This is a genomic window from Polaribacter filamentus, from assembly GCF_002943715.1.
In the GTDB taxonomy this organism is placed as follows: Bacteria; Bacteroidota; Bacteroidia; order Flavobacteriales; family Flavobacteriaceae; genus Polaribacter; species Polaribacter filamentus.
This window is the reverse complement of the sequence record NZ_MQUA01000013.1, coordinates 1,227,242-1,250,351: the sequence shown is the minus strand read 5'-3', so window position 1 is coordinate 1,250,351 and position 23,110 is coordinate 1,227,242. Positions and strand designations below refer to the sequence as shown.

At 29.8% G+C, this 23,110-nt stretch carries 18 protein-coding genes; 14 read left to right on the top strand and 4 right to left on the bottom strand.

Features of this window, described 5'->3' with window-relative positions:
- Positions 1–62 precede the first annotated feature (62 nt).
- Together BST83_RS07850 and BST83_RS07845 are read left to right on the top strand one after the other, a co-directional pair.
- Positions 63–584: a TlpA family protein disulfide reductase gene (locus tag BST83_RS07850; protein WP_367889152.1), complete on the top strand. Its 522-nt coding sequence runs from the start codon at positions 63–65 to the stop codon at positions 582–584.
- A 6-nt stretch (positions 585–590) separates the two neighbouring features.
- Positions 591–1,208 (top strand): thioredoxin family protein, encoded by a 618-nt coding sequence (locus BST83_RS07845; protein ID WP_104809302.1) that lies wholly within the window; start codon positions 591–593, stop codon positions 1,206–1,208.
- A 247-nt stretch (positions 1,209–1,455) separates the two neighbouring features.
- On the opposite strand, the gene BST83_RS07840 is transcribed toward BST83_RS07845, so the two are convergent.
- Both BST83_RS07840 and tsaD read right to left on the bottom strand, forming a co-directional pair.
- The gene (locus tag BST83_RS07840; RefSeq protein WP_240614699.1) at positions 1,456–3,012 is read right to left on the bottom strand and encodes an LTA synthase family protein; all 1,557 of its coding nucleotides are present in this window, start codon (positions 3,010–3,012) and stop codon (positions 1,456–1,458) included.
- A 378-nt stretch (positions 3,013–3,390) separates the two neighbouring features.
- Positions 3,391–4,416, bottom strand: coding sequence for a tRNA (adenosine(37)-N6)-threonylcarbamoyltransferase complex transferase subunit TsaD (gene tsaD, locus BST83_RS07835; RefSeq protein WP_104809300.1), 1,026 nt, complete (start codon positions 4,414–4,416; stop codon positions 3,391–3,393).
- A 237-nt stretch (positions 4,417–4,653) separates the two neighbouring features.
- On the opposite strand from tsaD, the gene BST83_RS07830 reads away from it, so the two are divergent.
- The 3 genes from BST83_RS07830 to gap all read left to right on the top strand — a co-directional run bounded on the left by BST83_RS07830 (position 4,654) and on the right by gap (position 11,205).
- Entirely contained in the window at positions 4,654–9,039 is a 4,386-nt protein-coding gene (locus tag BST83_RS07830; protein WP_104809299.1) for a translocation/assembly module TamB domain-containing protein, read from the top strand.
- 160 nt (positions 9,040–9,199) lie between these two features.
- The gene (gene pfkA, locus BST83_RS07825) at positions 9,200–10,183 is read left to right on the top strand and encodes a 6-phosphofructokinase (protein ID WP_104809298.1); all 984 of its coding nucleotides are present in this window, start codon (positions 9,200–9,202) and stop codon (positions 10,181–10,183) included.
- Positions 10,184–10,203: 20 nt separating this feature from the next.
- Complete coding sequence (gene gap, locus BST83_RS07820) at positions 10,204–11,205, top strand: type I glyceraldehyde-3-phosphate dehydrogenase (protein ID WP_104809297.1); 1,002 nt, start codon at positions 10,204–10,206, stop codon at positions 11,203–11,205.
- Between the two features lie 343 nt (positions 11,206–11,548).
- Here the strand turns inward: gap and BST83_RS07815 are convergent, their stop codons facing one another.
- Both BST83_RS07815 and BST83_RS07810 read right to left on the bottom strand, forming a co-directional pair.
- On the bottom strand, positions 11,549–11,929 hold the full coding sequence (locus tag BST83_RS07815) for a Rid family detoxifying hydrolase (protein WP_104809296.1): 381 nt from the start codon (positions 11,927–11,929) through the stop codon (positions 11,549–11,551).
- Positions 11,930–12,056: 127 nt separating this feature from the next.
- Positions 12,057–14,618 (bottom strand): putative LPS assembly protein LptD, encoded by a 2,562-nt coding sequence (locus BST83_RS07810; protein WP_104810821.1) that lies wholly within the window; start codon positions 14,616–14,618, stop codon positions 12,057–12,059.
- A 238-nt stretch (positions 14,619–14,856) separates the two neighbouring features.
- Between BST83_RS07810 and BST83_RS07805 the strand changes: the two genes are divergently transcribed.
- From BST83_RS07805 to BST83_RS07765, 9 genes are all read left to right on the top strand, one after another.
- Positions 14,857–15,954, top strand: a complete 1,098-nt coding sequence (locus BST83_RS07805) for an N-acetylmuramoyl-L-alanine amidase family protein (RefSeq protein ID WP_437438460.1) — start codon at positions 14,857–14,859, stop codon at positions 15,952–15,954.
- 54 nt (positions 15,955–16,008) lie between these two features.
- Positions 16,009–16,974, top strand: a complete 966-nt coding sequence (locus tag BST83_RS07800) for an MlaD family protein (RefSeq protein WP_104809294.1) — start codon at positions 16,009–16,011, stop codon at positions 16,972–16,974.
- A gap of 29 nt (positions 16,975–17,003) precedes the next feature.
- Complete coding sequence (locus tag BST83_RS07795; protein ID WP_104809293.1) at positions 17,004–18,320, top strand: 4Fe-4S dicluster domain-containing protein; 1,317 nt, start codon at positions 17,004–17,006, stop codon at positions 18,318–18,320.
- Between the two features lie 110 nt (positions 18,321–18,430).
- Positions 18,431–19,210 carry a (Fe-S)-binding protein gene (locus tag BST83_RS07790; RefSeq protein WP_104809292.1) on the top strand — a complete coding sequence of 260 codons (780 nt, stop codon included), beginning with the start codon at positions 18,431–18,433 and terminating at the stop codon, positions 19,208–19,210.
- Positions 19,211–19,213: 3 nt separating this feature from the next.
- The gene (locus BST83_RS07785) at positions 19,214–19,603 is read left to right on the top strand and encodes an SPOR domain-containing protein (protein WP_104809291.1); all 390 of its coding nucleotides are present in this window, start codon (positions 19,214–19,216) and stop codon (positions 19,601–19,603) included.
- 5 nt (positions 19,604–19,608) lie between these two features.
- Entirely contained in the window at positions 19,609–20,121 is a 513-nt protein-coding gene (locus BST83_RS07780; protein WP_104809290.1) for a PH domain-containing protein, read from the top strand.
- The gene (locus tag BST83_RS07775) at positions 20,114–21,616 is read left to right on the top strand and encodes a PH domain-containing protein (RefSeq protein ID WP_104809289.1); all 1,503 of its coding nucleotides are present in this window, start codon (positions 20,114–20,116) and stop codon (positions 21,614–21,616) included. Before BST83_RS07780 ends, BST83_RS07775 begins: the two co-directional genes overlap by 8 nt.
- On the top strand, positions 21,607–22,548 hold the full coding sequence (gene menA, locus BST83_RS07770; protein ID WP_104809288.1) for a 1,4-dihydroxy-2-naphthoate octaprenyltransferase: 942 nt from the start codon (positions 21,607–21,609) through the stop codon (positions 22,546–22,548). Before BST83_RS07775 ends, menA begins: the two co-directional genes overlap by 10 nt.
- A 9-nt stretch (positions 22,549–22,557) precedes the next feature.
- Positions 22,558–23,094 (top strand): SRPBCC family protein, encoded by a 537-nt coding sequence (locus BST83_RS07765; RefSeq protein ID WP_104809287.1) that lies wholly within the window; start codon positions 22,558–22,560, stop codon positions 23,092–23,094.
- The last annotated feature ends 16 nt before the right edge of the window (positions 23,095–23,110 follow it).

Sequence of the window (23,110 nt, the reverse complement as noted above, 5' to 3'; positions counted from 1 at the left end):
TTTTTGGTTAATTAAGAGTTAATTAGTTTATCTGAATATTTAAAAATTAGTATTTTTATCAAATGATTAAAAAAGCGATTTTTATTCTTTTTATTTTTATGGGATTTTTTTCTTGTAAAAAAGAAATTGTTAAAGGAACGGGCACCCAAAAAGCTGTTCAAGTTTCATCAGTTAAATCATATAACTACAAGCAGTTAAAACCTTTTTTAGAAAAGAAGGATGGCAAAATTTATGTGATAAACTTTTGGGCAACTTGGTGTGCACCTTGTGTAAAAGAACTGCCTTATTTTGAGAAAATTAAACAAGAATATGCAAATAAAAATGTAGAAGTTTTGTTGGTAAGCTTAGATTTTCCGAAACAAGTGGAAAAGAAATTAATTCCTTTTATCAACAAGCACAAAATACAATCAGAAGTTGTTTTATTAGACGATGTTAATGAAGATGTTTGGATAAAAGAAATTGATGAAAGTTGGAGTGGCGCTTTACCTGCAACAATTATTTACAATAAAAATAACAGAAAGTTTTATGAGCAATCTTTTGATTATAAAACTTTAGAAAGTGAATTACTAGCATTTATTCAATAAAAAATTATGAAAATAATTAAAACATCTGCGGTAGTATCAATTTTTGTCTTTATTACCCTTGCTTTTACTATGAAAACGGATGCTGGCTATAAAGTAGGTGATAAAATAGAAGATTTTAAATTAAAGAATATAAATGGTAAAATGGTTTCTTTGTCAGATTATAAAACCGCTAAAGGATTTATTATCATTTTTACGTGTAATACGTGTCCATATTCGGTTGCAAATGAAGACAGAATTGTGGCTATAGATGGAAAGTATAAAACAAAAGGATATCCAGTAATTGCTATAAATCCGAATGATCCAAATGTTTCTAAAGGCGATGGTTTTGAGGATATGAAAGTTAGAGCGACAGAAAAAGGATTTACATTTCCGTATTTATTGGATGCTAAACAAGAGGTTTTTCCAAAATTTGGTGCATCTAAAACACCACATGTTTTTATTGTGACTAAATCAACTATGAAAGTTGAATATATTGGTGCAATCGACAATAGTTCTAGAAATGCAGATGCTGTTACAGAAAAATATGTAGAGAATGCGCTAGATTTTTTATTAGTAGGTAAAACGCCAGAAAAAACAGAAACAAGAGCAATTGGTTGCTCTATAAAAATTAATAAAAAATCTTAATATAAACTATTTTTTAGTTTTCAGAAAAACAGAAAATCCCAAGCTAAAACTTGGGATTTTTCTATTAATTTTAAATCGTATTGTTATCATAAAAAAAAACTAACTTTTTATAAATTTAGAGGTGTTTCCGCCCAATAAGTTAGCTACCTCTTGCAATTTGATTTATATCTCGAGGAACTGTATATTTAAGTGCACAAGAAACTATTGTTTGGCTAAGTTATCTTCTAAAGCTTAGAAATAAATAAAACTATTTCCGTTTCAAAAAATCTGAATATGAGTTTTGAGTAATTGCTTTTCCCAAAGAATCTAGTTTTGTAGTGTTTTTACCTGTTTCCAAAATTGGTTTTTCACTTGTATAATCATATAAAAAAAGCCCCTCTTTTGTAAGTGTTCCAAAGCCTTTATTAAACGTATAATGTGCAAATTGCTCATCCGAAGTATTAAAAATATTTTTGCTAAAAATAAAGTCTTTATTGTCTGCTTTTAATAGATCTAGTAAAGTGTAAGGAAAATCAACTTGACTTGCAATTGTATTAATTTCTTTGATGTTTTTATTTATAGCTCCGCCTAACCATAACATCGGAATTCTAAACTTTTTAGGAGAAAAATAAGGTGGTTTATGTTTTGGAGAACTATGGCCATGATCTGCCATAATAACAATTAACGTATTTTTATACCAATCCTGTTGTTTTGCAAATGCTATAAAATCGCCAATTACTTGATCTGTATAATGATGTGCGCTTCTAAAATTATTATCCTCAGTATCATTCCCAAATACATATTCGCCTTTTATTTCATAAGGTTCATGACTTGTTAAAGTAAGCGCAATTTTAAAAAAAGGTTCACTTTGTTTGGTTGATAAATCTTTTGCAAAACGCTTCATAAAAACATCATCATAAGCGCCCCATTTTGAATTCCAATCTTTTTTATCAAATTCACTTCCGTCAATAATATCTGTGATTCCTGCATTTCGTATGTAGGTATTCATATTACCAAAATTTAAATCTCCTCCATAATAAAACGAAGTTTTGTAGCCTAAATCTATCATTTTTTTCGGGAGCATAGGCAAACTTCTAGTTTTATTCGGCATGCGCATAATTCTCTTAAAAGGCAAAGGATAATAGCCACTTAAGATTGCTGGAATCCCTTTGTCTGTTCTGTCGCCGTTTGCATAGAAGTTGGTAAATAAAATACCTTCTTTAGACAGGTTGTTTAAATTAGGGGTAACATTTGGTTCGCCGCCTAAAGAACCTACAACTTTCGCACTTAAACTCTCCCAAAGTATTAAAATTACATTGGGTTTAGAGGTAGTTAAAATTGAATCAGTTCTATTTGAGTATAAGAGCTTATTTCTAGTTTTGTTGATGATATGTATGGCTGTTTCATCATCAAAATATTTGTACGGATTTTTACCATCAGTTTCGAAAGTAAGTGTGTTAAAAAAGTTCCAAATGAAATTGATAGCTGCATGATTTGCAAACATTTTATCAGAGAAATAGACATTACTTTGATTTACAGGAATTGTTTGAAATCCGCCTCTTACAGGAATTATCAAAGTTGCTGTGATTAATAAAAAAATCGGAATTTCTAACCAACTTCCAAAATTGAGTTTTTCATTATTTTTCTTATGAATTTTGTTGTAAAGTTTGATGAACAGAAATGTAGTTAACCACCAAGCGAACACCCCAAAAGCCAATTGAAATGTTGATGCCGATGAAACCATTAACAGTGGTGTGTTAAGGTAAGCTAGGAGCGAAGTGTCTAAGCGAATTCCCCAAGCTTGGTACAAACCTGCATCAATCATTAGCATTAAACTGATGAAAATAAGCACAGGAATTGTATACCATTTTATAATTTTAAAATGATTTTAGGGTTGATAAAAGTTGAGAAAATAATCAACAAAAAAGGTATAAAGGAAAGGTAAGCTGTAAAAGAAATATCTAATTGTAAACCATATAAAAATGTTTTTAAAATCGTATAAGTATCAAGTTCTTTTGTTTTTTCAAAATAATAAATAAGAAAAAATAGACGTGCAAAAACGAAATAAACAATCCAAAATAGAAAGTAATAAATATTGAATAAAAGTCTGTTTTTAAAGTATTTCACTGAATTAAAATATTTTTAAAGTTTATATTGATTTTTTTTAAACAATTTAAATTTGTGATAAAAACTTTTTATAGGTTTATTCTGTAACTTTTAAACGCGCTTTTGCTGTTACAGAAATATCCGCATACGTATTGTCTAAATATTTTAAATATCCAGTTATAGCAATCATTGCAGCATTGTCTGTGGTGTATACAAATTTAGGAATAAAAGTGGTCCAACCAAAATGTTTTTCGGCCAATTCCAGTCTTTTTCTAATTTCTGAATTTGCAGAAACTCCGCCAGCAATTGCAATCTGTTTTATTCCTGTTATTTTAACTGCTTTTTTTAATTTATCCATCAGAATTTCTGCAATTGTATATTGAATAGACGCACAAATATCATTTAAATTTTCTTCAATAAAATTAGGGTTTATTCGCACTTGTTTCTGAATAAAATATAAAATTCCAGTTTTTAATCCGCTAAAACTAAATTCTAAATCGCCTACTTTTGGTTTGGTAAATTGAAATGCTTTTTCGTTTCCTAATTGTGCGTATTTATCGATTAATGGTCCGCCAGGATACGGCAATCCTAAAATTTTCGCAGATTTATCAAAAGCTTCACCAACTGCATCATCCATCGTTTCGCCTAAAATTTCCATTTTAAAGTAATCAGAAACTTTTACAATTTGGGTATGTCCGCCGCTTATGGTTAAACAAATAAAAGGAAAAGTGGGTTTTTTACTGTTTTCATCAACAATAAAATGTGCTAAAATATGGGCTTGCATGTGATTTACATCAATTAAAGGAATTTGTAAACCCAAAGCCAACGATTTGGCAAAAGAAGTACCCACCAATAAAGAACCCATTAAACCAGGTCCTTTTGTAAATGCAATTGCAGACAGTTGTTCTTTTGTAATGTTAGCTTGTTCTAAAGCTTGTTGTACTACGGGCACAATGTTTTGTTGGTGCGCTCTTGAAGCCAATTCAGGAACAACTCCGCCATATTTTGAGTGTACTTCTTGGTTTGCAACTACGTTACTTAATACTTTTGCATCACAAATAACGGATGCACTCGTATCATCACAAGAAGATTCAATTCCTAAAATATAAACAGGTTTATTCATCAAAAGAAAGTTAAATTTTTACAAAACTAAGTATAATTTTAAGGATGCCTTATTTTTTTTAGGAATAGATATTTAATTCTTTGTTAAATTTGCACGTTCTTTGTAATAAGTGGCAACATTTTTGATTATAAATTATGTAGTTTTATAACTAATTTAAATAAAAACATCATCAAAAAAGTAGGAAAAAAAATAGTAAAATGGCTAGGGTACTTTGTGCTCTTTTTGCTATTGATTAGTATGATACTTTCTATACCTGCAATCCAAACCAAATTGGGGCATTATGCAACGAATAAAATCAATGAAGATTTTGGTATAAACTTAAATATTGAGAGAGTTGATTTTTCTTTTTTAGGAAGTGTGCAGTTAAAAGGTGTTCAAATTAGAGATCATCATAAAGACACGTTGATTTTTGCAAAAAATGTGAGTACCTCAATTTTAAATGTTAAAAGATTTTTAGATAATGAAGTTAATCTAAAAAGTATTTCTTTAGATGGTGTAGATTTTAAAATGAAAACTTACAAAGGCGAAGAAAACGATAATATGTCTATATTTATTGCATCTTTTGATACAGGAAAACCAAATGATTCTTTAAATCCGTTTATTTTAAGAACTTCTAATCTTTATCTTAATGATTTAAATTTTAAATTAATTAACGCTAATAGCATAGATTCTCTTATCTATGCTGTTAAAAATGCTGGTGGAAATTTGCAAAAATTAGCTATTGTAGGTTCTAATTTTTCATCAAACATAAGAGGTCTCTATTTTGTTGATAAATATGGTCTAGAAGTAACTAATTTAACTACAAATTTTGGATATTCAAAAACTGCAATGCGTTTTAAAAAAACCACATTGCAAACTAAAAATACGGATATAAAAGGCGATATTGATTTTAATTATAAAAGAAAAGATTTAGCTAATTTTAATGATAAAGTAAAAATTAAAGCGAAATTTAATGCAAGTAAAATAGCAGTGCAAGATGTTAAGAAATTTTACAGTGAATTAAGCGGAAATGATATTCTAGATTTTAATGGAAATTTAGAAGGCACAATTAACAGTTTTGATCTAAATAAACTTAAGCTATATTCGAAAGGAGGTATAAAAATTGAAGGAGATTTATCTTTTGTAAATGCGGTAAGTCAGGAAAGAGGTTTTGTTTTTGAAGGGAATTTGAATACTTTGTCCGCTACTTATCAAGAATTAAAAAATATTTTACCAAACGTTTTAGGGAATACCTTGCCATCAGAATTTAATAAATTGGGTGTGTTTGATTTAAAAGGATATATAAGAGTTACACCTGATCAAATACAAGCAGAAATTGAAATTAAATCTCAAATAGGTTCTGCGATTTCAGATTTGCAAATTACCAATATTGACAATATTGATTATGCTGTTTATGATGGTGTAATTCAACTTAAGGATTTTAATATTGGTGCTTTTTTTAGTGATCCTTTATTTGGAACCCTATCTTTAAAAGGTAAAGTTAAAGGAAGCGGATTTAAATTAGATAACATTAATACCGCTTTTAACGGAAAAATTTCTAAAATTAAATTTAAAGGATATCCCTATAAAAATATTGTTGCAAATGGGCAATATCAAAATAATAAATTTGATGGCGATATTACCATAAATGATGAAAATTTTAAAATGAATTTTAATGGTTTGGCAGATTTATCATCTGAGGTAAGAAAGTTCGATTTCAAAACAAATATTAGCTATTTAAATTTAAAAAAAACCAACCTTTTTGTAAGAGATAGCATTGCTGAATTGAAGGGAATTATTGAACTAGATATTGAAGGGAATACTTTTGATGATATTGTTGGTCAAGCAATTTTTAAAAATGTTTTTTATACCAATCAAAAAAAAGAATATCGTTTTGAAGAGTTTAAAATTTTATCCACAGTAAAAGAAAGTATTAAAAGAATTGATTTAGAATCTAAAGATATTGCCAATGGTTATTTAACAGGTAAATTTATTTTCTCTGAAGTTTCTATGTTAGCTCAAAATGCTTTGGGTAGTATTTACACCAATTATAAACCCTATAAAGTTGCACCAAATCAGTTTTTAGATTTTAATTTCACCTTATACAATCAAATTGTAAATGTGTTTTTTCCAGAAATTTTTATTGATGATAATACGAAGATTAAAGGCAAAATAGAATCTGACAAAAATCTATTAAAACTTACGCTTTCATCGCTAAGAATTGATGCGTATGGTAACGAACTAAAGGATATTCTGTTAAGGACAGATAATCAAAATCCTTTGTATAATTCTCATATTACGGCATCCGAAGTAAATACAAAATATTACAATATTTCTAAATTAAACTTGCTGAATTTAACGCAAAATGACACGCTTTTTTTTAAATCAGAGTTTAATGGAGGCATCAATAAGAATGAAAATTTCAATTTAGATTTTTATTACACGATAAACAAAGAAACCAAATCTGTAATTGGTTTTGAAAAATCAACTTTTGTTTTTAAAGACACTGCTTGGGATATTAATCCGAATGAAAAAAATACCGATAAAATCACCTTCGATTTAAAGAATGAAGAATTTAATTTTAGTCAGTTTGAATTCGTTTCTGGATTCCAAAAAATTGAGTTTACTGGAAACCTAAAAGGCGATTCTGAAAAAACATTACTAGCGGATTTTACCAATGTTAAATTGCAAAGTTTTCTGCCAGAAATAGACAGTTTATCTTTGCGAGGTCGAGTTTCTGGGAATCTAGATTTTATACAAAAAGGGAATGTTTATAGTCCGGAAGCGGTGCTTGTAATCAAAGATTTTCAAGTTAATAAATTTAAACAAGGAGATTTAGCAATAAATATTAGTGGAGATAATTCTTACGAAAAATATACTGTAGATTTATCAATAGATAATGAAAACGTAAAAAGTATTGCGGCAATAGGTTCTGTTGATTTTTCTAATTTAAGACCAATAATAGATTTAGAAGTTTTTTTAGAAGACTATGATTTAGAAGCTTTTAGTCCTTTGGGGCAAGATGTAATATCTTCTTTAAGAGGCAGTGTTTCTGGGAAGTTTAATTTAAGTGGATTTTTAGGAAATCCGGATATGGATGGAACTTTATACCTTAAAAATGCAGGTTTAAAATTCCCTTATTTAAATGTAGATTATGATTTTGAAGGGGAATCGACCATTTCATTATTTCAACAATCATTTAATTTAGATGATATTAAATTACTAGATACAAGATATAAAACGAGAGGTAAATTATTAGGAGAAATCTCTCATCAAAATTTTGATAAATGGGTTTTAGAATTAGAAGTTGATACTAATAATTTATTAGTTTTAGACACAAAAAACACCGAAGAGGCTGTGTATTATGGTACTGCTTTTATGGATGGAAATGCAAAAATTACGGGTTTGACAGATCAGTTAACTATAGATGTAAATGCTAAAACTAAAGCAGGTACTAAATTCGTGGTTCCTTTAAAAGATATTGAAACTGTAGATAATTTTAAGTTAATTCATTTTAAATCTGATGAAATTAAAGTAGAAGATAGACAAAGAAAATTAGCACAAGAGGCGGTTAAAGGGTTGTCTTTAAACATAGATATTGAAGTAACAAAAGATGCGGAAGCACAAGTGGTTATTGATGAAATAAATGGAAGTCAATTAACGGGTAGAGGCCAAGGAAATCTTCAAATTAGAATTGATACCAGAGGTAAATTTAACATGTTTGGAGATTATACCATAGATAGTGGTGTATATGATTTTAAATATGGAGGTTTTATTAGTAAACCTTTTTTAATACAAAAAGGAGGTACAGTTTCTTGGAGTGGAAACCCTTACGAAGCCAATTTAGATGTAACTGCAATTTATAAAGCGAAAGCAAATCCGGCAGTTTTACTAGAGAATTTTAATTCTAACAGAAAAGAACAAATTGATTTAGTTACAAGAATTTCGGGTGGTTTATTTAGTTCTAAACAAGAATTAGATATTCAATTAACAAACGTAGATCCAACGATTGCAAGTGAGTTGGAGTTTATTTTGAATGACAATAACATAAATGAGAAAACAACACAATTTATTTCATTATTGGCTTTTGGTACATTTAGAAATCCAGATAAGATTAATTTTGATGTAAATAATACACTTACAAACACTGCTTCTAGTGCAATTTCAGCAGCTTTTTCTAGTTTATTAAATAGCCCAGAAAGTAAGTTTCAATTGGGATTTGATTATCAGCAAGGAGAAAGAGGAAATGATATTGATCGATTAAATATTGATAATCAAGTAGATTTATCTGTAAGCACACAAGTGAGTGACAGAATAATTATTAATGGTAAAGTTGGTGTCCCTGTCGGTGCACAAACTCAATCTAGTGTTATTGGGGAAGTAAAGGTTGAAGTTTTATTAAATAAACAAGGTAATTTTAGAGGGACTATTTTTAACCGTCAAAATGAGATTCAATATTCTACAGAAGAAGAAGGGTATACACAAGGTGTAGGATTATCGTACCAAGTGAACTTCAATAAATTAGCAGATTTATTTATGAAATCACATTTTAAAAGTAAAGTCATAAAGAAACGTAAAAAAGTGATCGAAAAGGATACTTTAAAAATCAATAAACCCGAATTAATAAATTTTGAAGGTAATTAATTTTAAAGATTATATTTTTAAAATTACTGAAGTAAGAATGCGAAAAAGTTTGAGAGCTATTAACTCAAATTCCTTTTAAAATAAGGCTTTTAGACTAAAACGATTTCGTAATCTTTTTATTTTTAATCATTAAAAAGAAGTAATTTTGTGCTGTTAGAATATGGAGAAAATTAAGAAAATAGGAGTAATGACTTCTGGAGGGGATTCTCCAGGAATGAATGCTGCAATTAGGTCTGTGGCTAGAACTTGTGCCTTTTATGAAATAGAATGTGCGGGAATTTACCGTGGGTATGAAGGCATGATAGAGGGAGACTTTATTGAATTAAATGCACGTAGTGTAAAAGGAATTATTAATAAAGGAGGAACTTTTTTAAAATCGGCAAGATCTGTAGGTTTTAGAACGCCAGAAGGAAGACAAGAAGCTTACAATCAATTAAAAAAAGCAAATATAGATGCTTTGGTAGTTATTGGTGGAGATGGTAGTTTTACCGGTGCATTAATTTTTAATCAAGAATTTGGTTTCCCTGTTATGGGAATTCCTGGAACGATAGATAATGATATTGCAGGAACTTCGCATACTTTAGGGTATGATACGGCCCTAAATAATGCAGTAGAAGTAATTGATAAAATTAGAGATACTGCATCCTCACATAATAGATTATTTTTTATTGAAGTTATGGGGAGAGATGTTGGTCATATTGCCTTAAATGTTGGTATTGGAGCAGGAGCAGAAGAAATTTTAATCCCTGAAGAAGATTTAGGATTAGAACGTTTGTTAGAATCTTTAAAAAAAAGTAAAGAATCTGGTAAATCTTCTAGTATTGTAATTGTTGCTGAAGGAGACAAAACAGGTAAAAATGTTTTTGAATTAAAAGATTATGTAAATGAACATTTACCAGAATATGATGTTCGAGTTTCGGTTCTTGGGCACATGCAAAGAGGTGGGTCCCCATCTTGTTTTGATAGGGTTCTTGCGAGTAGAATGGGTGTTAAAGCTGTCGAAAGTTTATTAGATGGTAAATCTAATTTAATGGTAGGATTAATAAATGATAAAATTACTTTAACGCCTTTAGTAAAAGCAATAAAAGGTCAATCAAAAATAAATAAAGAATTAATAAGAGTATCAGACATAATGTCTACATAGAAAAAATTAAAATTAAAATAATGATAAAAATAGGAATAAACGGATTTGGAAGGATTGGAAGATTAGCATTCAGATCTGCAGTAAATAGAAAAAACGTTCAAGTAGTTGCAATCAATGATTTATTAGATGTAGATTATTTAGCTTATATGTTAAAATACGATTCAGTTCACGGAGCATTTGATGGAACTGTAGAAGTAAAAGATGGTAAATTAGTTGTGAATGGTAATGCAATTAGAATAACTGCAGAAAGAGATCCAGCTGATTTAAAGTGGAATGAAGTTGGAGCAGATTATGTAATAGAATCTACAGGATTTTTCTTAACAGAAGAAACTGCTGGAAAACATTTATTAGCTGGTGCTAAAAAAGTAGTTTTATCTGCACCTTCTAAAGATCATACACCAATGTTTGTGATGGGAGTAAACAATACAGAATTAAAAGCAGATCAAAAGATTTTTTCTAATGCATCTTGTACCACAAACTGTTTAGCGCCAATTACGAAAGTTTTAAACGATAATTTTGGTATTATTGAAGGTTTAATGACAACTGTACATGCTGCAACTGCAACTCAAAAAACAGTTGATGGTCCTTCTATGAAAGACTGGAGAGGCGGGCGTTCTGCAATTCACAATGTTATTCCTTCTTCTACTGGAGCTGCAAAAGCTGTAGGAAAAGTAATACCCGCAATGAATGGTAAGTTAACTGGTATGGCATTTAGAGTTCCTACAATGGATGTTTCTGTAGTAGATTTGACTGTGAGATTAGAAAAGCCAGCAACATATGCTCAAATCTGTGCAGCAATGAAAGCAGCATCAGAAAGCGGACCAATGAAAGGTGTTTTAGGATATACGGAAGATTTAGTAGTTTCTCAAGATTTTGTTGGTGATACTCGTACTTCTATTTTTGACGCTAATGCAGGTATTGCATTAAACGATAACTTCGTAAAAGTTGTTTCTTGGTATGATAATGAAATGGGATATTCAACAAAAATTGTTGATTTAATTGAATATGCTGCTACTTTATAGTAGAAGTAAATTTCATATAAAGTAAAACCTGATAGTTGAAAAGCTGTCAGGTTTTTTTATGTCTTGTAGAGAAAAGAGAAAAGAAACTAGAGAATAAAACACGGAGTTTTTACTGTGATTATCCAAGATTTTTTTAATTTTCGAAAACAGTATACTGCATGCTCAATGTTTCGTGTTGAATACTTGATATTGTATATTCAATACCTTATAATGTGTATTGTGTATTTTGGATTACGAACTGAATACAAAATGCTTCATGTTGATTATTTAATACTGCAGATGGCTCATTAAATAATGTATAACAGATAGTACATATTACTTACTAAATATTGCACACTGAATGCTACTTCACGGCAATCATACTAATTTCTACATTTACAAATTTTGGAAGATTTGCAACTTCTACAGTTTCTCTTGCCGGCGCAGTTTCTTCATTAAAGTAACTACCGTATACTTTATTTATGTCAGCAAACTGATTCATATCAGAAATAAAAATTGAAGCTTTTACAACATTTTCAAACGTCATATCAGCAGCGGCTAATACTTCTTTCATGTTGTTCATTACTTGCGTGGTTTCTGCTTGTATTGTATCTAAAACCAGCGCTCCAGTTTCAGGGTTTATTGCAATTTGACCAGAAGTATATAATGTGTTTCCGCTTAAAATTGCTTGATTATACGGTCCGATTGGAGCAGGTGCTTTTGTAGTTGTTATTATTTTCTTCATTTTATTTATGTTTCAAAGTTTCACAGGTTCAAGACGCAAGGGTCATAAGTTATAACGATGGATGTAAATGCTAGTCTTCAAATTCTTCATTTTTAAAAACCAAAAACCAAAAACCAAAATCTAACAGTTAAAAAAGTCTTCTATCTGGCGGTTTGTTTTTATCCCATTTTAAATCTGATAAAGTAGAAGATTTTACACCAATAAAGAAAGTGTAAGATGAAATTGATCCGAAGGGAACCCAATTAAAATTGAATTGCCAGCTATCTAAATCTCTAGAAAAGTTAAATCTTGAGAAAGAAAACGCACCGTTTTTAACATCATACCCAGAAGAATACCCAACTTTCCATTTTGGCGATAATTCTAAATCCCCACTAAAACCTACCGTATGCACTCCAACATTTCCGGGCACAACGCCATTGTTACTATAATTAGCAGAATACACTAAATTAATTGTCCAAGGAATTTTTGATTGATACAGTTCGGTTTTTGAAGTTTTATTTTTATCGTTGTTTTCTCTTCTTCCTTGATTGTTCGTAGGGTCAATATTCGCGCCCATCGTATCTGTAGGATTATTCGCGCCATTTCCGTTTTTATTGTCTTTCTGATCACCCTTTTTACTCTTATCAAAATCAGCACTAGAAATAGAGTAGTTTGCCGTTAAATTCGCGCTTTGTAGTCTAAAAATATTCGGATTAAATTTATTAATATTTCGACCTTTAGCATTTACCTGATACGGATCTAAAGAGCCATTAAAATTCAACGCTAATTTGTCTTTAAATAAGCGTGTTCCGGCAGAAAAACTAACGGGAGACCAACGTAAACTATCCGCAGCTATGTTGTAAGACGAACTAAAGTTTAAGTTATTTAAGAGCGTAATTTTTTCATCTTCCTCATCACTATCAGGATCTTTAGGTGCAACTTTTGCTTCTAAAACATTGTTTAAAGAAATACCAATAGAATTGCTTAATCCAGGAGAAGGTGCACCATAAATACCTTGATCAAAAACTGTATAGGGTAATAAATCTGTAGAAAGTGCACTTTGTTGTACTTCTTTAATATATTTATCTTTAAAATCAGGTCTGTAAGAATAAGAAACTGTTGGCCTAAAAGTATGTCTAATTGCTTTTAATCGTCCTTTTTTAAAGTTGAAGGTTCCGTAAATATTTGTAGAGAAACCAACACCCATATTATACTCTCGAAAGGTTTTAAAACCCCTTAAAGTATTCGTTACAACCACCTTGTCGATACTATCATATTCTTTGTTAATATAATCAAACTGCCAAGTTTCTTCATAATTTGCACTTGGTGATAATGTAAAATATTTAAATGCCTTAATATTTGTATTTGTACCTGTTTTGTGCTGCACACCAGATCTTGCTGATTTAAACATTTTACTGGTAAAAAATTCATCATCTGTAGTGTTAATTAAATACTGACCTTGCATATTGTAATTAAATCCTAATTTTTGAATTGGGTTCTTTTTAACGCCATCTTTGCCAGTAAAAGGATAAATTCTATTCATATTTACTGTTAATGACGGCAAAGTCATTGAAATACTTTCTGTGTTTGTGTTTTGTTGATGAGATGCCGTTACCGCCATATTAAAAGGAGTATCAACAAAAGTTTTACTATAATTTATGGAGGAGTTTAAGGTGTTGTTTTGGGTTTGAGAAACATTAAATTGATTTAAAGATTCTCTAAAAAAACGGCTACTTCCTAAATTTACGGAAGCTGTAAATCTTGAATTAGGGCTTGCTTTCGCATCTTGACTATGAGACCATCGAACATTAAAGTTATTGGCCTTACTATAATCATCAAAACCACGAATTCCGTTGATAATATTTTCAAAATTAAAACTAAAAAGCCCATTAAATCTGTAGCGTTTTCTATAGTTTGATGAAACTCTTGTACCCCAACTTCCATTGGAATAGACATCGCCTAAAACGGTTAAATCTGCATAATCGCTTAAAGCAAAATAATAGCCACCATTTTGAAAACCAATTCCTCTATTACTACTCCCAGTATCAAAAGCAGGAATTAGAAACCCAGAAACGCTGGTTTCTGTCATCGGGAAATATGCAAAAGGTAAAAATAAGGGTGTGGGTACATCCGCCAATACAAGATTGCTAATACCAACAATAATTTTCTTTCCAGGAACTAATTTTGCTTTATCCGTAGAAATATAATAATCAGGTATTTCTTTATCTGAAGTTGTAAATCGTATTTTTCTAATATAAACGGTTGAATCATTTACACGTTTTGTTTTTTCACCATAGGTAAACATTTCGCCTTGTTTGGTTTTTAAACCATAAATTAATGCACGTTTACTTTTAAAATTATAAATGATAGAATCTTGTTCAGATTCTTGGCCACCCTGCTTAAAAACAGGCCTTTGAACATAGCCTGTGCTATCTTTAATTCCTTTTGCAAAAAGTGAGTTTTTTTTGTAATCAATGACTATAATTCCGGCTTTTAGATCAATATCAGTGTAGGTTATATTAGCTTCATCATACAGCGTTACCGTTTTATCTTTTGCATTTTGTATGGTATACTCTTTAGCGATATGAACTATAATGTCTTCGAGAGTTTCTTTAGGTTTTAAAGAATCATTAGAAATTGTATCGTTCTTTTTGGAAAGTAGACTGTCTATTTTTGTGCTAAATAAAGAATCTTTTTTCTTTAAAAGCATCGTATCCTTTTTAATTAAAGGAATTTCTGTTTTTTGAGCAGACTTAATATCCTGAGCAACACTTATCTTTATAAAAAAGAAGCAGCAAAATAAAAGAATGTATGATAGGTTTGTTTGCAATGCTTAAAATACTATTTTTGTATGAAAGTAAAAGTATGTCCCAATAATTGGAACACCAAATTAATGTTGTCAAAATTAGTTAAATTTTATCGATGTATTTTTACAAATCCATAAATTTATTATCAAATTGAAAAAGCTGTTTAATATTTTAATTATCGCCACATTTTTAGTTGCTTCATCAACATTTATTTTTGCTCAAAAAAGCTACACTATTGTTTTAGATGCGGGTCATGGAGGAAAAGACCCTGGAAACCTAGGTAACGGTTTTAAGGAAAAAGATATTGCTTTAAAAGTAGCACGAATTATTGGTGAAGATTTAGAAAAGCATGCTTATATTAAGGTTTTATACACAAGAGATGAGGATGTTTTTATAGATCTTTGGAAAAGAGGTGACATTGCAAATACTGCAAAGGCAGATTTGTTTGTCTCTATTCATTGCGATTCTCACACATCAAGTGCATATGGTGCGGGAACTTTTGTTTTGGGTTTAAGAGGAAATAAAAAAAACTTAGAAATTGCAAAAAGAGAAAATGCAGTTATTCTTTTAGAGGATAATTACAAAGAAAAGTATGTAGGTTTTGATTCAAACTCAGCAGAATCTGTCATTGGATTGTCACTTTTGCAAGAAGAAAATTTAGATAAGAGTTTAGAAATAGCAAGTATAATTCAAAATAACTTTGCAAATAAATTAAAAAGACTAGACAGAAAAGTAAAACAAGACAATTTTCAAGTTTTAAGAGAAACGATTATGCCAAGTGTTTTAATTGAGTTAGGTTTTCTAACGAATAGAAGCGAAGGTGCATTTTTAGATTCTAACTCCGGACAAAAACAGATGGCAAATGCAATTGTACAGGCTATAGAAAGTTATGTAGATCATTTAAAATTAAATACAGTTAAAGCATCAAGCAGAAGTAAAGTAACTGCAAAAGAAGTTAAATCTGATTTTGTAACTAATACTGATATTGAATTTAAAGTTCAAATTGCATCCGGTAGAAATTTAATTTCAACAGAATCTCATAACTTTAAAGGATTAAAAGAAGTTCAAAGAGTTGAAGTTGGTCTTTATTATAAGTACTATTTCGGCAATACCGCTCAATATAAAGAAGTTGTAGAATCTTTAAAAACAGCAAAACAAAAAGGATTTGTATCCGCATTTATTGTTGCCTTTAAAAATGGAGAAAAAATTTCGATATCCGAGGCTAATAAAATGGAGTAGTTTTGGTAGCTTCAATCAAAAATTATCAGTAATTTTGTTTTTAAATTTCTATTCATGAGTAAAGAATTAAAAACAGGTGTTGTCCTGATCGTAATTATTGTCGCATTTATTTGGGGTTTTAATTTTCTAAAAGGACAAGATATTTTTCAGCCAAATAGTAGATTTTATCAAGTAGAATATCCAAATATAGCCGGTTTAACAGAGTCTAGTTTAGTAACTCTAAATGGATTAAAAGTAGGGAAAGTTGATGATATAGACTTTAATGAAAGTCCTGAAAAAATGGGTCAATTAATCGTTAAATTTTCTATGAACAACGACTTTAAATTTTCTAAAAATAGCATTGTTAAAATTTATTCACCAAACCCGTTATCGGGTTCAAATTTAGCTATAATTCCTAGTTATGAAGGTGCAAATGCAGTTTCTGGTGATTTTTTAAAAGGAGAAATAGAGTCTAGTTTATTTACATCAATTGGTGAGCGATTAGATCCTATTCAAGCTAAACTTGAAAAAGTGCTAGTTGGTGCAGACACACTTTTTCAAAGGATAAACCATGTTTTAGACCAAAAAACTTCTGAGAGTCTTAGAAGATCTGTTCATGAACTAGAACTTACAATGGTAGATTTTAGAACAACTTTAGGTTCTGTAAATTCTTTGATAGATGGAAGTGCTAAAGATTTTAAAGAATCTGTAAAGAATACAAAAAAAATCACCGCAAACTTATCTAAAGTAACGGACACTTTGGCCAACTCAAATATTGGTGAAATTATAAGGAAAGCAGAAATGACTTTATCCTCTGTGAATTCTTTATTAGAGGGGATGGATCAAGGAAAAGGAACTTTTGGTAAACTGGTGAATGACGAAACTTTGTATAATAATTTGGCAACAATGTCTAAAGAATTAGAAGAGTTGTTGCAAGAAATGAAGTTGAATCCTAAAAGATTTGTGCATTTTTCTTTATTTGGAAAACGGGCAAAACCATTTAACGAAGAAAATAATAAAGTTAACAAAACAACTCAATAAAAGTTGTTTTAAAATACAAATTAGATATTATGGAATACGTACCAAATCTGTTTTTTGCATTGGCATTAATTGCCGGTATTGGTTTTTTTGTGATGAATATTCGCAAATTATTTAGAAATATCAATTTAGGAAAAGATGTAAACAGATCAGATAAAAAACCTGAGCGGTTAAAAAATATGATGAAGATTGCTTTAGGGCAATCCAAAATGGTAAAAAGACCACTTTCTGGTTTTCTACATATTATTGTGTATGTAGGTTTTGTTATTATTAATATTGAAGTTTTAGAAATAATTATTGATGGTTTATTAGGAACTCATAGAATTTTTCTAGGCTTTTTAGGGAATGCTTTCTACGGATTTTTAATTGGTACTTTCGAAATTTTAGCAGCATTAGTTTTTGCGGCCGTTATCCTTTTCTGGACACGAAGAAATGTGTCAAACATTAAACGTTTTTTAAGCAAAGAAATGAAAGGTTGGCCTAAAAATGATGGAAATAACATTCTGTATTTTGAAATGGTTTTAATGACGTTGTTCTTAGTGATGAACGCTACAGATACTGCATTTCAAGAAGCCGGAATTGGGAATACCATTAGCCAGTTTATTGTTCCTTTATTTGATGGATTCTCTGCAGAGACAATACATATAATAGAAAGAACTAGCTGGTGGATTCATATTTTAGGAATTTTAATTTTCTTAAACTATCTGTATTACTCCAAACATTTACATATTTTATTAGCGTTCCCAAATACCTATTTCGCAAATTTAAATCCGAAGGGACAATTCACAAATTTAGAATCTGTTACCAACGAAGTTAAATTAATGATGGATCCAGATGCGGATCCTTATGCAGCTGCAGAAGAAGTGGCAGAAGAAACTGTGCCAGAAAAATTTGGTGCTTCTGATGTTGCTGATTTAAATTGGGTGCAATTATTAAATGCATATACCTGCACTGAATGTGGTAGATGTACATCCGCTTGTCCTGCAAGCCTTACAGGTAAAGAATTATCGCCAAGAAAAATCATGATGGATACGCGTGATCGATTAGAGGAAGTTGGTAGAAATATGGATATCAATAAAGGAGTTTTTGTTGATGATGGAAAGCAATTATTAAACGATTATATAACTCCAGAAGAATTATGGGCTTGTACAAGTTGTAACGCTTGTGTAGAAGAATGTCCTGTAAATATAGATCCATTGTCAATAATTATGGATATGAGAAGGTATTTAGTGATGGAAGAAAGTGCTGCACCACAAGAATTGAATATGATGATGACAAACATAGAGAATAATGGCGCTCCTTGGCAATACAATCAACAAGACAGGCTAAATTGGGCAAACGAAGAGTAGTTTCGTAGGGATTTTTTAAGATGTCGTTTTCAATAAACATCACTTAAATAGTACACATAAAATTTAAAACATTTGGAAGACTTTTTTACTAACAACTAAAAAATAAAGAAATGATAGTACCAACAATGGCAGAAATGATGGCTCAAGGCAAGCAACCAGAAGTGTTGTTTTGGGTTGGAGCAGCAGGAAGTTATGACGATAGAGCAAAGAAAATATCAAGGGCATTTGTTAAAATATTACATCAAGCAAATGTAGATTTTGCGGTTTTAGGAACCGAAGAATCATCTACAGGAGATGCAGCAAAAAGAGCAGGAAATGAGTTTTTGTTTCAAATGCAAGCGATGATGAATATTGAGGTGTTGAATGGTTATGAAGTTAAGAAAATTGTTACATGCGATCCTCATTCTTTTAATACTTTAAAAAATGAATATCCGAGTTTAGGAGGAAAATATGAAGTGTATCATCATACACAGTTTATACAAACCTTAATTAAAGAAGGTCGTTTAAAAATTAACGATACTACTTTAAAAGGTAAAAGAGTTACTTTTCACGATCCTTGTTATTTAGGACGAGGAAATGAAGTATATGAATCTCCAAGAGATTTAATTAAACGATTAGGTGTTAATTTAACAGAAATGAAGCGCAATAAATCTACCGCTTTATGTTGTGGAGCTGGAGGTGCACAAATGTTTAAAGATGCTGAAAGAGGAGATAAAGAAGTTAATGTTTTAAGAACAGAAGAAGCTCTAGAAACCAAGCCAGAAATTATCGCAACAGGCTGTCCTTATTGTAATACGATGATGACGGATGGTATTAAATTTAAAGAAAAGGAAGCTGAAGTTGTGGTAAAAGATATTGCGGAATTAATCGCAGAAGCAAATAACCTTTAAGAAATGAAAAATAGTACTACTTTATTATTTTTTTTCCTACTAGTTTTTTCTTGCACAAAAAAAGAAGTTAAAAAAGAGAAGCAAGAAGTTTTAGAACCTATTTTAAAAGATCCCATAGTGCAAATTGATTATGAAAGTAAAGAAGAAGTATCAAAGCTTGTTTTTACAGTTCAAATCGCGGCTTTAAGAAATTCAAATGAAAAATTTGCGAACATAGCTAATGTAAGTTTACATCAAGAAAATTCGTTAACAAAATATAGACTAGGAGCTTTTGAAACTTATAAAGAAGCGAGAGAATTTAGGTTAAAAATTAGTAACGAGTACAAAGGCGCATTTGTGCAAGCTTTAAAAAATAATGTTCCAATTTCTATCACAGAAGCTTTACAAAAATAGTTTTTATGACAGATATTTTTCAAAATAATACAGTTACTACTTTTCCTGATATCACAAAAGTTGAATTTATAAAAATAAACAAGAACTATTTAAAGGTAATTTTAATTAATTTCTTTTTGTTTTTTATTCTGTTTTTTGCAGGATTAGCGCTCGTGCATCAGTTTGTATTTCCGCAAGAAGTCAATGAATTTATAATTCCTATATATAGTGTATTTATAGCTATTTTTGGATTTATTATTTTGTATTTAATCTTAAGTTTTACAAAGAGAAAATATGCACTAAGAGAAAAAGATATTTCTTATAAATCGGGTTTGTTGGTTAAGAAGTTAACGACAGTTCCGTTTTCAAGAATTCAGCATGTAGAAACGGATGAAAAACCAATTTCAAGAATTTTTGGTTTATCATCTCTAAGTGTTTACACTGCGGGAGATAGCAGTGATGATTTGGTAATTAAAGGAATTACAAAAAAAAAGGCGTTAAAAATTAAGGAATTTATCACTACAAAAATTAATGAATAATTCTTTTGATTTTTCTAAATTTTCAAGACAATCACCAAAAGGTATTTTAGTTATTTATATAAACCTTATATATAAAGTAATTAGAGTAAGTTGGTTATTACTTTTTTTACTTTTTAAAGATTTCACTAAAGTATCATCTAAAATAGGAGCATCTTATATTTATTTAGGATTGGTGTTTCTTTTACTTTTCTTATTGGCTAGAGCATATTTAATCTATAAAAATTTTCAGTTTAAAATAGCCAATGAACATTTTATTTTAAAACAAGGAATTCTAAAAAAAACCAATACATCTGTCTCTTTTGATAGAATTCAGAACATCAATTTTAAACAGAATATTATTCAGCAAATTATTGGTGTATTTGAAGTTAGTATAGAAACTGCCGGTTCAAAAGATACCGAAATTGCAATTAAAGCATTGCCTTTATTAACCGCAGAGGCTTTAAAAGAAATGGTTTCAAAAAGTGTTGAATTTAACACAAAAGAAATCAATGATTCCGATAAAAAACCACTGGTTAGAATCGGAATAAGGGAGCTTTTAAAAGTAAGTCTTACCGAAAATCACCTCCAAAATTTAATGTTATTTTTAGCAATTGTTATTGGTTTTTTTCAGCAAATAGAACAAATTGTTGTTACTTTAGGAAGAACTGAAGTTTTAGATGGTTTTATAATTGAAAGTACAAATGCTTTTTCTGTAAGTTTTTTCTTTGTACTTATTTTGTTAATTTTTTTAACAATAATAGCTTTATTAAGTTCATTTGTTAAAGTGTTTTTAGTTCATTTTAATTTAACAGCTTATTTAAAAGAAGACGCTTTTGAAATTAATCAAGGCCTATTTACCAAAAAATCAATTGTTTTAAAAAAGCAAAAAATTCAAAATATTACAATTTCTACAAACCCTTTAAAACGATTAATTGGTATTTCTTTTATCACCTTTAAACAAGCGGTAAGCGGAAAAGAAAATGTTAAAAAAGATAAATTAATCCGAATTGTAGGCTGTAAAATAGCCCAAGTCGAAAGGATTAAAACAAGTCTATTTAATGTTACTCAATTAGAGTATGGAGAAAAAATTTACCTCAATTCTTATTACAAGCGTAGATTATTCATATTTTCATTTTTGTTTATAATTGCGTTATACTTAGTTTTGTACCTAATTTTTTCGCAGGTAGAAATTTTTTACACGGCTATCTTTGTTTTTCCTTTTAGTACATTTCTGATACTCAAAAAAGTAAAGAAACGCTTTTATAAAGTAACAGATACTATGTTATTAGTTGGCAGCGGCCTATTAGAAACGCACTTAACCTATTTAGAAATTTTTAAGGTTCAGAATATAAAAATGAAACAAACTATTTTTCAAAAGAGGAGTAATGTTGCAGATATTATTATGCAAACGGCTTCCGGGAAAATTAATATTCCGTGTATTCGTTTAGAGGATGTCATTAAAATTTATAACCATACTTTATATAAAGTAGAAACTAGCAAGACTTCATGGATGTAAAAAGTTTTATAAAAGCAGCACGTTTACGAACATTGCCTTTATCAGTCTCGGGAATTATTGTTGGAAGTTATTTAGGAAACGACTTTGATATTCTTACAGTTGATTCAAGTTTTAAAATAGATCAAAATGGTCCTGTTTGGATGACAACAATTTTCTGGCTAGCAATTCTAACCACAATTGGTTTTCAAGTATTATCTAACTTTGCTAACGATTATGGAGACGGAATAAAAGGTTCTGATAAAAACAGAACAGGAGAAGCAAGAATGGTTTCATCAGGAACAATTACTCCTAAACAAATGAAGTCAGCAATGATCATTACTACAATTATCACATTAATTATTGCTTTAGTTTTGATTTATGTTGCTTTTGGGAGTGAGAATTTCGGCTATTCTATCTTATTCTTCGGATTAGGAATTGCTTCAATTGCAGCGGCCATTAAATATACGGTAGGTAATTCAGCTTACGGATATAGTGGTTTTGGAGATGTTTTTGTATTTATTTTCTTCGGATTGTTAAGTGTTGTGGGCAGTTATTTCTTGTACACGAAATACATCAATTTTGAAATATTTTTACCGGCAATTTCTATAGGATTGTTAAGTACAGCAGTTTTAAATTTAAATAATTTAAGAGATCAAACAGAAGATAAAAAGAACAATAAAAAAACCTTAGTCGTTAAATTAGGAAATGAGAAAGCCAAAAAATATCATTATTTTTTAATTTTGGGAGCATTAGTTGTCGCTCTTATTTATGTTTTTTTAGATTTTACATCTGTTTACCAACTTGTCTTTTTAGTTGCTTTTATTCCGTTGATTAAAAATATGAAGACCGTTGCTCAAAATATAATTCCCGCTGAATTAGATAGTGAACTTAAAAAAGTAGCATTGGGTACTTTTTTGTTTGCCATCCTTTTTGGAATAGGACAAATTTTTTAAATATAACTTATGAAAACAATAAAAATAATTTTAGGAATTATAACGGCTTTTGTTGTTGTATTCTTGGCAACTGGTTTGTTGATAAAAGAAACCAGTTACACAACTCAAATTGATATAAATAAACCTATAGAAGAAGTTTTTGAAACATTTAGTAATTCAGAAAATATAAAAAAATGGATTCCAGAAATAAAGTCTTTTGAGGTAATTAACGAAACTATTGGAAAAACAGGAAGCAATTATAAAATTATTATTGATAATCAAGGTCAAGATATTGAGATGACTCAAAGAGTAATTGCGTATGTTAAAAATGAAAAAGTAACCTTATTTTTTGATGCTGAAAATATGTTAAAACGTGATGATTATATTTTTAAAGAAAAAAATGGAATTACAACAATCACATCAAATTCTAGTTGTCAAAGTGAATCGTATTTAATGGCGTGCATGTTTCCTTATTTTAAAGGAACTTTCCAAAAACAAGACCAATCGTATTTGAATAATTTGAAAACGTATATTGAGGAAAGAAAGCCTTCAATTGATAATTTTTAGTACTATTTTCACGCTA

Coding starts and splice junctions, on each gene's coding strand:
- BST83_RS07830 (WP_104809299.1), top strand. CDS start 4,654: ATGATACTTTCTATACCTGCAATCCAAACCAAATTGGGGCATTATGCA.
- gap (WP_104809297.1), top strand. CDS start 10,204: ATGATAAAAATAGGAATAAACGGATTTGGAAGGATTGGAAGATTAGCA.
- BST83_RS07780 (WP_104809290.1), top strand. CDS start 19,609: ATGACAGATATTTTTCAAAATAATACAGTTACTACTTTTCCTGATATC.
- BST83_RS07850 (WP_367889152.1), top strand. CDS start 63: ATGATTAAAAAAGCGATTTTTATTCTTTTTATTTTTATGGGATTTTTT.
- BST83_RS07775 (WP_104809289.1), top strand. CDS start 20,114: ATGAATAATTCTTTTGATTTTTCTAAATTTTCAAGACAATCACCAAAA.
- BST83_RS07795 (WP_104809293.1), top strand. CDS start 17,004: ATGGAATACGTACCAAATCTGTTTTTTGCATTGGCATTAATTGCCGGT.
- BST83_RS07840 (WP_240614699.1), bottom strand. CDS start 3,012: ATGATTGATGCAGGTTTGTACCAAGCTTGGGGAATTCGCTTAGACACT.
- pfkA (WP_104809298.1), top strand. CDS start 9,200: ATGGAGAAAATTAAGAAAATAGGAGTAATGACTTCTGGAGGGGATTCT.
- BST83_RS07785 (WP_104809291.1), top strand. CDS start 19,214: ATGAAAAATAGTACTACTTTATTATTTTTTTTCCTACTAGTTTTTTCT.
- BST83_RS07765 (WP_104809287.1), top strand. CDS start 22,558: ATGAAAACAATAAAAATAATTTTAGGAATTATAACGGCTTTTGTTGTT.
- BST83_RS07800 (WP_104809294.1), top strand. CDS start 16,009: ATGAGTAAAGAATTAAAAACAGGTGTTGTCCTGATCGTAATTATTGTC.
- BST83_RS07815 (WP_104809296.1), bottom strand. CDS start 11,929: ATGAAGAAAATAATAACAACTACAAAAGCACCTGCTCCAATCGGACCG.
- BST83_RS07845 (WP_104809302.1), top strand. CDS start 591: ATGAAAATAATTAAAACATCTGCGGTAGTATCAATTTTTGTCTTTATT.
- BST83_RS07790 (WP_104809292.1), top strand. CDS start 18,431: ATGATAGTACCAACAATGGCAGAAATGATGGCTCAAGGCAAGCAACCA.
- tsaD (WP_104809300.1), bottom strand. CDS start 4,416: ATGAATAAACCTGTTTATATTTTAGGAATTGAATCTTCTTGTGATGAT.
- menA (WP_104809288.1), top strand. CDS start 21,607: ATGGATGTAAAAAGTTTTATAAAAGCAGCACGTTTACGAACATTGCCT.
- BST83_RS07810 (WP_104810821.1), bottom strand. CDS start 14,618: ATGCTTTTAAAGAAAAAAGATTCTTTATTTAGCACAAAAATAGACAGT.